Origin of the sequence: Allochromatium tepidum (genome assembly GCF_018409545.1) — a bacterium.
Taxonomy (GTDB): Bacteria; Pseudomonadota; Gammaproteobacteria; order Chromatiales; family Chromatiaceae; genus Thermochromatium; species Thermochromatium tepidum_A.
The window spans coordinates 2,289,827-2,303,571 of record NZ_AP024563.1 but is presented as its reverse complement, the minus strand read 5'-3'; the positions used below and the strand labels follow the sequence as shown (position 1 = coordinate 2,303,571).

At 63.3% G+C, this 13,745-nt stretch carries 11 protein-coding genes; all 11 read left to right on the top strand.

Annotation, left to right across the window (positions count from 1 at the left end; all coding sequences use genetic code 11):
- The first annotated feature begins 166 nt into the window (after positions 1 to 166).
- The 11 genes from htpG (at position 167) to lon (ending at position 13,722) form a co-directional block, all read left to right on the top strand.
- Positions 167 to 2,086 (top strand): molecular chaperone HtpG, encoded by a 1,920-nt coding sequence (gene htpG / locus Atep_RS11070; RefSeq protein WP_213378577.1) that lies wholly within the window; start codon positions 167 to 169, stop codon positions 2,084 to 2,086.
- A 176-nt stretch (positions 2,087 to 2,262) separates the two neighbouring features.
- Positions 2,263 to 2,922: an adenylate kinase gene (adk, locus tag Atep_RS11065; protein ID WP_213378576.1), complete on the top strand. Its 660-nt coding sequence runs from the start codon at positions 2,263 to 2,265 to the stop codon at positions 2,920 to 2,922.
- A gap of 131 nt (positions 2,923 to 3,053) precedes the next feature.
- Entirely contained in the window at positions 3,054 to 3,425 is a 372-nt protein-coding gene (trxA, locus tag Atep_RS11060; protein WP_213378575.1) for a thioredoxin, read from the top strand.
- Positions 3,426 to 3,505: 80 nt separating this feature from the next.
- A complete protein-coding gene (locus Atep_RS11055; protein ID WP_236786152.1) occupies positions 3,506 to 4,033 on the top strand; it encodes a DUF1249 domain-containing protein in 528 nt (175 codons plus the stop codon).
- Between the two features lie 100 nt (positions 4,034 to 4,133).
- Entirely contained in the window at positions 4,134 to 4,604 is a 471-nt protein-coding gene (locus tag Atep_RS11050) for an Rrf2 family transcriptional regulator (protein WP_213378574.1), read from the top strand.
- 141 nt (positions 4,605 to 4,745) lie between these two features.
- Entirely contained in the window at positions 4,746 to 5,669 is a 924-nt protein-coding gene (prmB, locus tag Atep_RS11045; protein WP_213378573.1) for a 50S ribosomal protein L3 N(5)-glutamine methyltransferase, read from the top strand.
- A 141-nt stretch (positions 5,670 to 5,810) separates the two neighbouring features.
- The gene (gene hemN / locus Atep_RS11040; protein ID WP_213378572.1) at positions 5,811 to 7,196 is read left to right on the top strand and encodes an oxygen-independent coproporphyrinogen III oxidase; all 1,386 of its coding nucleotides are present in this window, start codon (positions 5,811 to 5,813) and stop codon (positions 7,194 to 7,196) included.
- A gap of 200 nt (positions 7,197 to 7,396) precedes the next feature.
- Positions 7,397 to 8,680, top strand: coding sequence for a trigger factor (gene tig, locus Atep_RS11035; RefSeq protein WP_213378571.1), 1,284 nt, complete (start codon positions 7,397 to 7,399; stop codon positions 8,678 to 8,680).
- Between the two features lie 125 nt (positions 8,681 to 8,805).
- Positions 8,806 to 9,453 carry an ATP-dependent Clp endopeptidase proteolytic subunit ClpP gene (gene clpP / locus Atep_RS11030; protein WP_213378570.1) on the top strand — a complete coding sequence of 216 codons (648 nt, stop codon included), beginning with the start codon at positions 8,806 to 8,808 and terminating at the stop codon, positions 9,451 to 9,453.
- A gap of 293 nt (positions 9,454 to 9,746) precedes the next feature.
- Entirely contained in the window at positions 9,747 to 11,006 is a 1,260-nt protein-coding gene (gene clpX / locus Atep_RS11025; protein ID WP_213378569.1) for an ATP-dependent Clp protease ATP-binding subunit ClpX, read from the top strand.
- Positions 11,007 to 11,262: 256 nt separating this feature from the next.
- Positions 11,263 to 13,722 carry an endopeptidase La gene (gene lon / locus Atep_RS11020; protein WP_213378568.1) on the top strand — a complete coding sequence of 820 codons (2,460 nt, stop codon included), beginning with the start codon at positions 11,263 to 11,265 and terminating at the stop codon, positions 13,720 to 13,722.
- Positions 13,723 to 13,745: the final 23 nt, after the last annotated feature.

The window sequence follows — 13,745 nt, the reverse complement described above, 5'->3', positions numbered from 1 at the left end:
TAGACTTCACTGAGCAGCCGGCGCGCGGCGGCGGGACGGCCGTGACGAGAACGGGGCGATGCCGACGTTGATGGGCATTGTATCCCCCCGGCCCCGTGCGACAATAAGCGGCGCGCGACAATTTGCGCCCATCCCCCACATTTCACAGCAAGGTAAGTACCCAAAGATGACAGTCGAAGCGCATAAGGAAACACTGGAGTTCAAGGCCGAGGTGAGTCAGGTGCTGGATCTGGTGATCCGCTCGCTCTACTCGAACAAGGAGATCTTTCTGCGCGAACTGGTCTCCAACGCCTCGGACGCCGCTGAAAAACTCCGTTTCGAGGCTCTGAGCGACGACGGACTCTATGAGGGCGATTCGGCGCTGCGCATCCGCATCACGGTCGATCGCGAGGCCGGCACGGTCACGATCTCGGACAACGGCATCGGTCTGAGCCGTAATGAAGTGGTCGAGACCATCGGCAGCATCGCCAGCTCAGGCACCCGCCGCTTCATCGAGAGCCTGTCGGGCGATCAGGCCAAGGACAGCACCCTCATCGGTCAGTTCGGCGTCGGCTTCTATTCGGCCTATATCGTCGCCGACAAGGTGACGCTGGTGTCGCGCCGCGCCGGACTCGGGGCCGAGCATGGCGTGCGCTGGGAGTCCGACGGACGCGGCAGCTATACGATCGAAACGGTCGAGAAGGCCGGACGCGGCACCGACGTCACCCTGCATCTCAAGGAGGACGAGAAAGAATTCCTGGATAGCTGGCGTCTGCGCTCGATCATCGGCAAGTTCTCCGACCATCTGGCCATCCCGGTCGAGATGGCCAAGGAGTACTACGGCGAAGAGGCCGAGCAGAAGAAGGGCGCGCCGCCCGAGTTCGAGCAGGTCAACCGCGGCACGGCGCTGTGGATGCGCAACAAGTCGGACATCACGGAAGAGGAATACAACGACTTCTACAAGCATGTCTCGCACGACTTCCTGCCGCCGCTGGCCTATGCCCACAACCGGGTCGAGGGCACCAACGAATACACCGCGCTCCTCTATGTGCCGAGCAAGGCGCCCTGGGATCTGTTCGACCGCGACCAGAAGCACGGCGTGAAGCTCTATGTGCGCCGCGTCTTCATCATGGACGAGGCCGACAAGCTGATGCCGCACTATCTGCGCTTCGTCAAGGGCATCGTCGACTCCGACGACCTGCCGCTGAACGTCTCGCGCGAGATCCTCCAGCACAACCGCAAGATCGATACCATCCGTCAGGCCAACACCAAGCGGGTGCTGGGTCTGCTCGAAACCCTGGCCAAGGATGAGCCGGAAAAGTACGCGACCTTCTGGGACGAGTTCGGCAAGGTGCTGAAGGAAGGCCCGGCCGAGGACTTCGCCAACAAGGAGCGGATCGCGGGTCTCCTGCGCTTCTCGACCACCCACAGCGAGGGCAGCGAGCAGCGTGAGTCGCTCGACGCCTATATCGAGCGCATGAAGGAGGGTCAGGACAAGATCTACTACATCACCGCCGACAGCCCGGCGGCGGCGCGTCACAGCCCGCATCTGGAAGTCTTTCGCAAGAAGGGCGTCGAGGTGCTCTTGCTCTCCGACCGCGTCGACGAGTGGCTGGTCAGCCATCTGCACGAGTACAAGGGCAAGTCGCTCCAGTCGGTCGCCAAGGGCGACCTGGATCTCGGCGAGTTGGCCGACAAGGAGGAGCAGGAAGCCAAGAAGAAGGCCGCGACCGAGCACAAGCCGCTGCTGGATCGGCTCAAGAGCGCGCTCGGCGAGCAGGTCGCCGAAGTGCGTCCCAGCACCCGGTTGGTCGATTCACCGGCCTGTCTGGTGGTCGGCGCCGACGACATGAGCGCCAATCTGGCGCGCGTGCTCAAGGCGGTCGGTCAGAGTGCGCCCGAGACCAAACCGATCCTGGAGGTCAATCTGGATCATCTGCTGGTGCGGCGTCTGGAGTCCGAGTCGGACGAGGGGCGCTTCAATGATCTGGCCTCGATCCTGTTCGATCAGGCGCAACTGGCCGAGGGCGGTCAGCTCGACGATCCGGCGGCCTTCGTCGGGCGTCTCAATAAGCTGATGCTCAACATGATGATGGCCGGCGGCTGATCCCTGATCACAGCGGACATCCTCGGGCGACCGGCGATGTCCGTTTCCATTGGACGATCTCCAGGCCGTGCCGCTCGGCTGATTCGGGTGGTCGCGCCGCCAAGGGGCATGGCATACTGCGTGGGATTCGGGTTTTCCATCAAATAATTCAACTGTTCCATCGAGGAGATCACAGCATGCGCATCATCCTGCTCGGCGGCCCAGGCGCGGGTAAGGGCACCCAGGCCGGTTTCATCAAGTCGCACTTCGACATCCCGCAGATCTCGACCGGCGACATGCTGCGCGCGCACGTCAAGCAGGGCACCGAGCTGGGTCTGGCCGCCAAGAAGATCATGGATGAGGGCGGCCTGGTCTCCGACGACATCATCATCGGCATGGTCAAGGAGCGCATCGCCGAACCCGATTGCGCCAACGGCTTCCTGTTCGACGGCTTCCCGCGTACCCTGGCCCAGGCCGACGCACTCAGGGACGCCGGTATCCACATCGACGCCGTGGTCGAGATCGACGTGCCGGACGAGGAGATCATCAAGCGCATGTCCGGCCGGCGCGTGCATCTGGCCTCAGGTCGTACCTATCACATCGTCTTCAATCCGCCCAAGGTCGAGGGCCACGACGACGAGACCGGCGAACCGCTGATCCAGCGCGACGACGACCGCGAGGAGACCGTCAAGGCGCGCCTTCAGGTCTATCACGACCAGACCGAGCCGCTGATCGGCTATTACTCCTCCTGGGCCGAGCAGGGCGGGGAGGGTGCGCCGCGCTATCTCAAGATCCACGGTATCGGGCAGGTCGAGGGTATCCGCGACCAGATCATCGCCGGACTCGAAGCGCTCTGAGTCGACCGCCAGCGCGTCTTCCCAGCCGCGTTGCCAATCCCGACCCTGCGCGCATCGAGCCGGGTCAGGCCACGGGGAACTGCCGTTTCTGTTAGTCTTTCGCTCAACTTTTCATCCAACGGGGGAGCCTCATGGCCGTCGTCGAGCTCGATACCGCCAATTTCGAACAAACCATTCAGAACAACGCCTTCGTGATCGTCGACTTCTGGGCGCCCTGGTGCGGCCCCTGTCGTTCCTTCGCACCCGTCTACGAAAAGGTCTCGGAGGACTTTCCGGACATCGTCTTCGCCAAGCTCAACACCGAAGAGCATCAGGCGATCGCGGGCCATTTCCAGATCCGCTCCATTCCGACGCTGATGATCTTCCGCGACCGGATCATCATCTTCTCGCAGGCCGGCGCGCTACCCGAGGGTTCCTTCCGCGATCTGCTCACCAAGGCCGGCGAACTCGACATGGACGACGTGCGTCGTCAGATCGCCGAGCAGTCCAACGCTCAGGCTTGATCGGCTGACGCCAACGACGCGAGACGACGGGGCGTGAGCGCCCCGGTCGATCGTGTCGCGCTCTGCACGTTCCACCCTCGATGCAATTCGCGCTCGACCGCACCTTTCTCCTCAAACTGATCGCGGGGCACCCGGATGTCGGCGCCCTGATGAGCCTGTGTGAGGAGAATTTCGTTCTACTGCGACGTCTGGCCCCGGAGCTGAACGCCTATCCGGCCGGACAGCGCCTTTCACGGCGTCCAGGAACCGTCGATCTCTCTCTGGAGATCGAGGAACAGGCACGCTACACCACCCTGGTGCATCTGACCCATCGCTTCACGGACGCCGAGACGCTGGAGACCCATTCCGACCCGGATGCCCGGCTGCGTGTCTACCACGACGCCCGGCAGGTCGAGGTGCTGGAGCTGCGTCAGTCCATGCTGCCCCTGCGCACCAGGTACGCCCATCCGGCCCTGGCCGACAAATGGCGGGCCAATCTGTTCTTGTCCAAATGGCTGATGTTCTGTCTGCGTCAGGGGCATGGCTTCGCGCCCGATCCGAACCCGATCGACGGGCGGCGCTCGTCGGCTGCCGGCGCGTCGCCTGCCTGTCTCGCCCAGCCCTTATAGCACCGCTGATCGGCTCATGTGCGAGCCATGCTTGAAATAAGGGAATTGTTGACTAATTTAGTCCAATGACAATTCTCATCCCCAAGCAGGCAGCACAACCATGAGACTATCGACCAAAGGCAGATACGCCGTGACCGCCATGCTCGACCTGGCCCTGCACGCCGGCAAGGGACCGGTGACGCTGGCGGACATCTCATCCAGTCAAGGCATCTCACTGTCCTATCTGGAACAACTGTTCGCCGCCCTGCGCGCCAAGAAGCTGGTGCGCGGCGTGCGCGGTCCGGGCGGCGGCTATTATCTGGGCCGTGCGCCGAGCGAGATCTCGATCGCCAACATCATCTGTGCCGTCGACGAGTGGGTGGAGCTGACGCGCTGCGGCGGACGCCAGAACTGTCACGAAGGCCAGCGCTGTCTGACCCATCATCTCTGGGACCAGTTGAGCGACGAGATCTTCAAGTTTCTCAGCGACATCTCGCTTCAGGATCTGGTCGATCGGGGCGGACATCCCAAGCTCGAATTCGCCGCGCCGCGCGTCACGCTCGAAACCGAAAAACAGCGGCGCGCCGCCTGATCGCCGTGGGATCGCATTTCCGGCGCTGAAAAAACCGTCCCGGCAATGGTATGCTTCACAGCTTCTGTCCAGGCCGCCCGCCGGACCCGATCGGCGGACGGCTCGGCCTTTTCAACCACAGCTTGACGATGTATGGGCGCCATGGCAGAGCAGCCGGACGGTTTGATCTCGATTCAGGACTTCGTGCGCTGGGGCGCGAGTCGCTTCAATGCGGCCGGTCTCCACTTCGGGCACGGTACCGACAACGCCATCGACGAGGCGGCGTTGCTGGTGTTGAGCGCCCTGCACCTCGACCCCAATCTGCCCGCGAACTTCCGCGACTGCCGGCTCACCCCGGTTGAGCGGGTGCGCGTCTGCGAGCTCATCGAGCGCCGGGTCGTCGAGCGCGTGCCGGCGGCCTATCTGATCGGACGCGCCTGGTTCGCGGGACTGGAGTTCCGGGTCGACGAACAGGTGCTGGTGCCGCGCTCGCCGATCGCCGAGCTGGTCGAGGTCGGGTTCGATCCCTGGATCGACGCCGATCGCGTCGGTCGGGTGCTGGATCTGTGCACCGGCAGCGGTTGTATCGGTATCGCGGCGGCGGTCTATCTGCCGGATGCCGATGTCGATCTGGTCGACATCTCGCCCGAGGCCCTGGCCGTCGCCCGCGACAACGTCGAGCGCCATGGCGTCGGCGACCGGGTGCATGTCTTCGAGTCCGATCTGTTCGCTGCGCTCGGCGATCAGCGTTACGACGTGATCGTCTCCAATCCGCCCTATGTCTCACGCGCCGAGTTCGAGGCGCTGCCGGCCGAGTATCACAACGAGCCGCATCTGGGGCTGCTCGCCGGTGAGGACGGACTCGACATCGTAATGCGCATCCTCGATGAGGCCGCCGCCCATCTCAACGAGCGCGGCATCCTGGTCGTCGAGGTCGGCAACTCGCTGCCCTTCCTGGAGTCGCGTCTGCCGGGCGTGCCCTTCACCTGGATCGAATTCGAGCGCGGCGGTGAGGGGGTCTTCCTGCTCACGCGCGAGCAGCTCCTCGAATACCGGCCGCTCATCGAGGAAGCGCTCTATTCCTGATTGACATTCCCACATCCCGCCGCACCAGAGGCCGAATTCCAGTGCCCGGATTCGGCCACGGCGGGGACGATGCCTGAACAGGCTTTACACGACGGGCCGCTCGGGAGCCGGAAGCGCTCCTCGCGGCTGGAGGATTGAACGGTGGAGCAAGGCGTTTCCTTCGACCTTGATTTGATTCGTCGCTACGACCAGAGCGGTCCGCGCTATACCTCGTATCCCACGGCGGTCGAGTTCGACGAGTCCTTCGACGAGGCGGCCTACAAGGCAGCCTGCGCACGCAGCAACGAAAGCGGTCGGCCGCTCTCGATCTATTTCCACATCCCTTTCTGCGACACGGTCTGCTTCTATTGCGCCTGCAACAAGATCGCGACCAAGGACCGCTCGCTGGCGCCGCCCTATCTGGAGCGCGTCTATCGCGAGCTGGAGATGCAGTCGTCGCTGTTCGACAAGTCGCGCGTGGTCGAGCAACTGCACTGGGGCGGCGGCACCCCGACCTTCCTCAGCCAAGACCAGATGGTCGAGCTGATGGATGTGACGCGCCGTCACTTCACCCTGGCCGATGACGACATCGGCGAGTTCTCGATCGAGATCGACCCGCGCGAGGCCGATGCCTCCACGGTCAAGCTGTTGCGCCAAATCGGCTTCAACCGCATGAGTCTCGGCGTGCAGGACTTCGACGAGCGGGTCCAGGCGGCGGTCAACCGCTTCCAGACCGAGGCCCAGACCATGACGGTGCTGGAGGCCGCGCTCGCCGAGGGCTTCCGCTCGACCAGTATCGATCTGATCTACGGCCTGCCGTTCCAGTCGGTCGAGAGCTTCATGAAGACCCTGGAGCGCGTGATCGAGGTCAATCCGCAGCGTCTGTCGGTGTTCAACTATGCGCACCTGCCCGAGCGCTTCAAGCCGCAGCGGCGCATCAACGAGGCCGATCTGCCGGCACCCCAGGTCAAGCTCGACATCCTGCAATCGACCATCGCGCGTCTGACCGAGGCCGGCTATGTCTTCATCGGCATGGATCACTTTGCCCGTCCCGACGACGAGCTGGCCGTCGCCCAGCGCGCCGGCACCCTGTACCGCAACTTCCAGGGTTACTCGACCCATGCCCATTGCGACCTGATCGGCATCGGTGTGACCTCGATCGGCATGATCGACAACACCTACGGCCAGAACCGCCGCGAACTGGACGAGTACTACGCCGACATCGACGCCGGACGGTTGCCGGTGTTCCGGGGTCTCGAACTCAACCGTGACGATCTGATCCGGCGCGACGTCATCACCCGGCTGATCTGCCACTTCCAACTGGATAAAGCTTCGGTCGCCTCCAAGTGGGACATCGTCTTCGACGACTACTTCGCCGACAGTCTCACCAAGCTCAAGGGTATGGAAGAGGACGGCCTGGTCACGGTCGACGCCGACAGTATCCGCATCCAGGCGCGTGGCCGGCTGCTGGTGCGCAACATCTGCATGGCCTTCGATGCCTATCTGGCGGTCAAGACCGGCCCGATCGGCTTCTCCAAGGTCATCTGAGCACGGCTGGACGCTGGAGGCGCATACCGGCCTCCAGCAGCGGCCGGGAGCGTCGATGACGACTCCGGCCCGCTGTCAAGTGCGCGGTTCGTGCTATACTATCCGGCTTTTGAAGGCGCCGCCCAGGCGAATGCGGGGCGGCGTCGAGATTTTTATTGACAGGCGTGGCGCACCAGCTTGGCGTCCGCGGGAGAAATTCAATGCAAGTGTCGGTTGAAGCGGGCGAGGGACTCAAGCGGCGGATGCGGGTCGACCTGCCGTTCGATGAGGTCGGTGCCGAGGTCGAGAAGCGGTTACAGCAGCTCGCACGTCGCGCCAAGCTGCCGGGCTTCCGTCCCGGCAAGGTGCCCATGAAGGTGCTGCGTCAGCGCTACAACATGGAGCTGCACCAGGAAGTCTTCGGCGACATGGTGCAGAAGACCCTCTACAAGGCCTTCGAGCAGGAGTCGCTGATGCCGGCGGGGATGCCGCACATCGAGCCCGATCTCGACATCGACGCCGGTCGCATGGCTTATACGGCGACCTTCGAGGTCATGCCGGAGATCACGTTGGCCCCGGTGAACGACAAGGTCGTCAAGCGCCCGGTGAGCGAGCTGACCGACACCGATCTGGACGACATGATCCGGCGCCTGCGCGAACAGCGCAAGACCTGGGAGTCCGTCGAGCGTCCGGCCCAGCCGGGCGACCAGCTCAGCATCGGCTTCGTCGGCACGATCGACGGCGAACCCTTCGAGGGCGGCACCACCGACGGCTTCAAGCTGGAACTCGGCTCCGGTCGTCTGATCCCCGGCTTCGAGGATGGTCTGATCGGCGCCACCGTCGGCGAGACGCGCACGCTCGACCTGACCTTCCCCGAGGGCTATCAGACCGAACATCTGGCCGGCAAGCCGGTACGCTTCGACGTGACCATCGAATCGATCGCCGAGCCGCGTCTGCCCGAGGTCGATGCCGAGTTCGTCAAGAGCTTCGGGGTCGAGGACGGCGACGTCGAGCGTTTCAAGGCCGATGTGCGCCGCAACATGGAACGCGAGTTGAAAGAGCGTCTCACCGCCCGCACCAAGGAGCGGGTGATGGACATGCTCTACGACGCCAACCCGGTCGAGCTGCCCAAGGCGCTGGTCGAGAGCGAGGCGCGCACCATGGCCGAGCAGATGCGTCAGGCCCTGGGCGGCGGTCAGATGCGTCTGCCGCCCGAGATGTTCGAGTCCGGTGCCAAGCGTCGAGTCGCCCTGGGTCTGATCCTGGGTCAGATCATCCGCGACAACGACATCAAGGCCGATCCGCAGCGTGTGCGCGAGACCGTCGAGCGTATGGCGTCGATCTATGAGCATCCGCAGGAAGTGATCGATTACTACTATGCCGATGCCGACCGTCTGAGTTCGGTCCGTGCGCTGGTCCTGGAGGAACAGGTGGTCGAGCTGATGCTCGAACAGGCTCAGGTCGAGGACGAGTCGCTGACCTTTGCGCAACTCACCGAGCAATAGGGTGTCCGTCAAGTCCGCGCATTCGGCGGCGGCGACAAGCGGCAGAGTCATTCCGCCGTGCAAACGCCGCTACGATAGCGCTCTTCCGTCCCTCTCTTTTCAACGATCAATCGAAGATTCCAGCCATGAGCACATCCCTGAGTCGCACCGATTGGCAGCCACAAGGTCTAGGCCTGGTGCCCATCGTGGTCGAGCAGACCGCACGCGGCGAACGCTCGTTCGACATCTATTCGCGTCTGCTCAAGGAGCGGGTCATCTTTCTCGTCGGTCCGGTCGAGGACCACATGGCGAATCTGGTGGTGGCGCAACTGCTGTTCCTGGAGTCGGAGAATCCGGACAAGGACATCCATCTCTATATCAATTCGCCCGGCGGCTCGGTCACGGCCGGCCTGGCCATCTATGACACCATGCGCTTCATCCGTCCCGACGTGAGCACCATGTGCATCGGTCAGGCGGCGAGCATGGGTGCGCTGCTGCTGGCCGGCGGTGCGGCGGGCAAGCGGTTCTGTCTGCCGCACTCGCGCATGATGATCCATCAGCCGCTCGGCGGCTTCCAGGGTCAGGCGACCGACATCGAGATCCATGCGCGCGAGATCCTCTACATCCGCGAGCGGCTCAATCGGATCCTGTCCCATCACACGGGGCAGCCGATCGAGAAGATCGCCGAGGATACGGATCGCGACCGCTTCATGGACGGCGAGACGGCGCGCGAATACGGCTTGATCGATCAGGTCATCACCGAGCGCGGCCCGGCACCTGCCAAGAAGTCCTGACAATCACCGCCCGGCCTTCAGGATCCGAAACACTGAAACAGCCATCGAAAGACCCGTCCCGCGCCATCGAATTCGCCTCGATCGCGGGACGACCTTCCAGAACCGGAACGACCCAGGCGTCTCCAGCCGGCCCGAATGATCGGATCAGGGGCTATCCCGCCGAAATTCGTGACCGGGTCCCAGGTTCGTGCTCAAGTTTCTTGCCATATACCCCCAAATGGTTATGATTGAGCCCGCCTCATTCGGGAATGCAGGAGTCGCATCCCTCACAGCCCCCCGGAGATCTACGCCCGATGAGTAAGAGCGACGACGGTAAACTGCTCTATTGTTCCTTCTGCGGTAAGAGCCAGCACGAAGTGCGCAAGCTCATCGCGGGTCCATCGGTGTTCATCTGCGATGAATGCGTCGAGCTGTGCAACGACATCATTCGCGAGGAGATGGAAGAGAACGCCGTCGAGACCACCAGCCATCTGCCCAAACCGCGCGAGATCAATGCCAAGCTCGACGAGTTCGTGATCGGGCAGGAGAAGGCCAAGAAAATCCTCTCGGTCGCCGTCTACAACCATTACAAGCGGCTCGAAGTCGCCGAGGCCAAGGAAGACATCGAGATCGCCAAGAGCAATATCCTGCTCATCGGTCCGACCGGCTCGGGCAAGACCCTGCTCGCCGAAACGCTCGCGCGTCTACTCAACGTCCCCTTCACCATTGCCGATGCCACGACCCTGACCGAGGCCGGCTATGTGGGCGAGGATGTCGAGAACATCATCCAGAAGCTCCTGCAGAAGTGCGACTACGACGTCGAGAAGGCGCAGACCGGCATCGTCTATATCGACGAGATCGACAAGATCTCGCGCAAGTCGGACAACCCTTCGATTACGCGCGATGTCTCGGGCGAGGGTGTGCAACAGGCGCTCCTGAAGCTCATCGAGGGCACCGTCGCCTCGGTGCCGCCGCAGGGCGGGCGCAAGCATCCGCAGCAGGAGTTTCTGCAGGTCGATACCTCGAACATCCTGTTCATCGTCGGCGGCGCCTTCGCCGGTCTCGACAAGGTGATCCAGAACCGCTCCAAGAAAACCGGCATCGGCTTCTCGGCGGAAGTCCAGAGCAAGGACGACAACCGCCAGATCAGCGAACTGCTGAGTGCGGTCGAGCCGGAAGACCTGATCCGCTACGGACTCATCCCCGAGTTCGTCGGCCGTCTGCCGGTGCTGGCGACCCTGGAGGAGCTCGACGAAGCGGCGTTGATGCTGATCCTCACCGAACCCAAGCATGCGCTGGTCAAGCAGTATGCGCGGCTGTTCGAGATGGAAGGCGTGCAACTGGAGATCCGCGACGACGCCCTGCGTGAGATCGCCCGCAAGGCGATGGAGCGCAAGACCGGCGCGCGCGGACTGCGCACCATCATGGAGCAGGTGCTGCTCGACATCATGTACGATCTGCCCTCCATGGATCATGTCAGCAAGGTCGTGATCGACGCCTCGGTCATCAACGGCGAGAACAAGCCCTTCCTGATCTACGAGCGGATCGAAAAGCAGGCCGTCGCGGCGGATTGATCCGGACGCTGTGTTTTTGAACCGTCAAGGCGCTTGACGCGCCCTGGCGGTTTCAATATCCATCCAATCGCCGGACGCGGGTCGATCGACTCGCCGTCATCCTGGGTTCCAGGCGTTGAAGTGCTTGCCCCCAGCCCCGATCCTGTCGGCATACTCACCACCCCGACGTCCCGTGCTTCGATCCGTGACCGTTGCCCCGGTACGGCTCACGAACCCCCATCCGGTGGAACGTCGCTTCTAACGAGAACAGGTTTCCATGGCTCAAAACACCCCAGCTTCCGGTCGCGAGCGAACCATCCAGCAGGAAGTTCCCGTACTTCCGTTGCGGGATGTGGTCGTCTATCCGCACATGGTCATCCCGCTGTTCGTCGGGCGCGACAAATCGATTCGCGCCCTCGATGCGGCCATGTCCACCGACAAGCAGATCCTGCTGATCGCGCAGAAGAGCGCGGATGTCGACGAACCCAGGGTCAAGGATCTCTATGAGATCGGCACCCTGGCCAACATCCTCCAGTTGCTCAAGCTGCCCGACGGCACGGTCAAGGTGCTGGTCGAGGGCAGCCGGCGTGCCCAGATCGACCGCTTCCTGACGACGGAAGACGCCTTTTCGGCCCTCATCCGCCCGATGTCCGAAACGCTGGAGATGGACGAGCGCGAGCAGGAAGTGCTGATGCGCTCGGCGCTGGCGCTGTTCGACCAGTACGTCAAGCTCAACAAGAAAGTGCCGCCCGAGGTGCTGACCTCGCTCGCCAGCATCGACGACGCCGGTCGGCTCGCCGACACCATGGCCGCGCACATGGCGCTCAAGCTCGACGAGAAGCAGCGCGTGCTGGAGATGATCGACATCGCGGTGCGGCTCGAACATCTGATGAGCTTGATGGAGGCTGAGAACGACGTCCTTCAGATGGAGAAGCGCATCCGCGGGCGTGTGAAGCGCCAGATGGAGAAGAACCAGCGCGAGTACTATCTCAACGAGCAGATGAAGGCGATCCAGAAGGAGCTGGGCGAGCTGGAGGACGCACCCAACGAGATCGAGGATCTGGCCCGGCGCATCGAGGCCGCCGGGATGCCGCGCGAGGCCAAGAACAAGGCGCTCGGCGAGCTCAACAAGCTCAAGCTGATGTCGCCGATGTCGGCTGAGGCGACCGTGGTGCGCAACTACATCGACACCCTGGTCAGCGTGCCCTGGAAGAAGCGCACCCGCATCCGCAACGACATCAAGGTCGCCGAATCCGTGCTCGACAAGGATCACTACGGGCTGGAGAAGGTCAAGGAACGCATCCTCGAATATCTGGCCGTGCAACAGCGCGTGCGCAAGCTCAAGGGGCCGATCCTGTGTCTGGTCGGCCCGCCCGGTGTCGGCAAGACCTCGCTCGGGCAGTCGATCGCGCTGGCGACCAACCGCAAATTCGTGCGCATGTCGCTCGGCGGTGTGCGCGACGAGGCCGAGATTCGCGGCCATCGCCGCACCTACATCGGCGCGCTGCCGGGCAAGATCATCCAGAACCTGTCCAAGGCCGGTTCGCGCAACGCCCTCTTCCTGCTCGACGAGATCGACAAGATGGCCATGGACTTCCGCGGCGATCCGGCCTCGGCGCTGCTCGAAGTGCTCGACCCCGAACAGAACCACACCTTCGCCGATCACTATCTGGAGGTGGACTTCGACCTGTCCGAAGTCATGTTCGTGGCCACGGCCAACACGCTCAACATCCCGCCGGCGCTGCTCGACCGTATGGAGGTCATCCGGATCTCGGGCTACACCGAGGACGAGAAGGTCGCCATCGCCGAGCGCTATCTGGTGCCCAAGCAGATCCGCAACAACGGTCTCAAGAGTTCCGAGCTGGTGATCCGCGAGAACACTTTGCGCGACATCATTCGCCACTACACCCGCGAGGCCGGCGTGCGCAACCTGGAGCGCGAGATCTCCAAGCTCTGTCGCAAGGTGGTGAAAGAAATCCTGCTCAAGAAGCGCGCCGCGCCCACGGTGATCACGCCCAAGTCGCTGGAGAAGTATCTCGGTGTGCAGCGCTACCGCTATGGCCGCGCCGACGAGCACGACCAGATCGGCCAGGTCACGGGTCTGGCCTGGACCGAAGTCGGCGGCGAGCTGCTGCGCATCGAGTCGGCGCTGGTCCCCGGTAAGGGCAAGTTCACCTACACCGGCCAGCTCGGTGACGTGATGCAGGAGTCCATCCAGGCCGCCATGACCGTGGTGCGCTCACGTGCCGACGCACTCGGCGTGCCGGCGGACTTCCACAACCAGTTCGACATCCATATCCACGTCCCCGAGGGCGCGACCCCCAAGGACGGCCCGAGCGCGGGCGTGGCCATGTGCACGGCCCTGGTCTCAGCCCTGACCAAGATCCCGGTGCGCTCCACGGTCGCCATGACCGGCGAGATCACGCTGCGCGGCGAGGTGCTGCCGATCGGCGGACTCAAAGAGAAGCTGCTCGCGGCCCATCGCGGCGGGATCGAGACCGTCATCATCCCGCTGGAGAATGAGCGCGATCTGACCGAAATTCCGAAGAACATCAAGCAACATCTCAAGATCCATCCGGTACGCTGGATCGACGAGGTGCTCGATCTGGCTCTGACCCAGCCGCCTGCCCCCATCGAAACCAAGATCGATGGGGAGGAACCGGTCGTGGAAGCGGACGAGGCGCGCGAAGGGGCGGCCGAGGCCGGACGCGAGCAGGGCGCGCGGCTCCATCACTGAGTCGGGCGCAATTGATGGTTGCT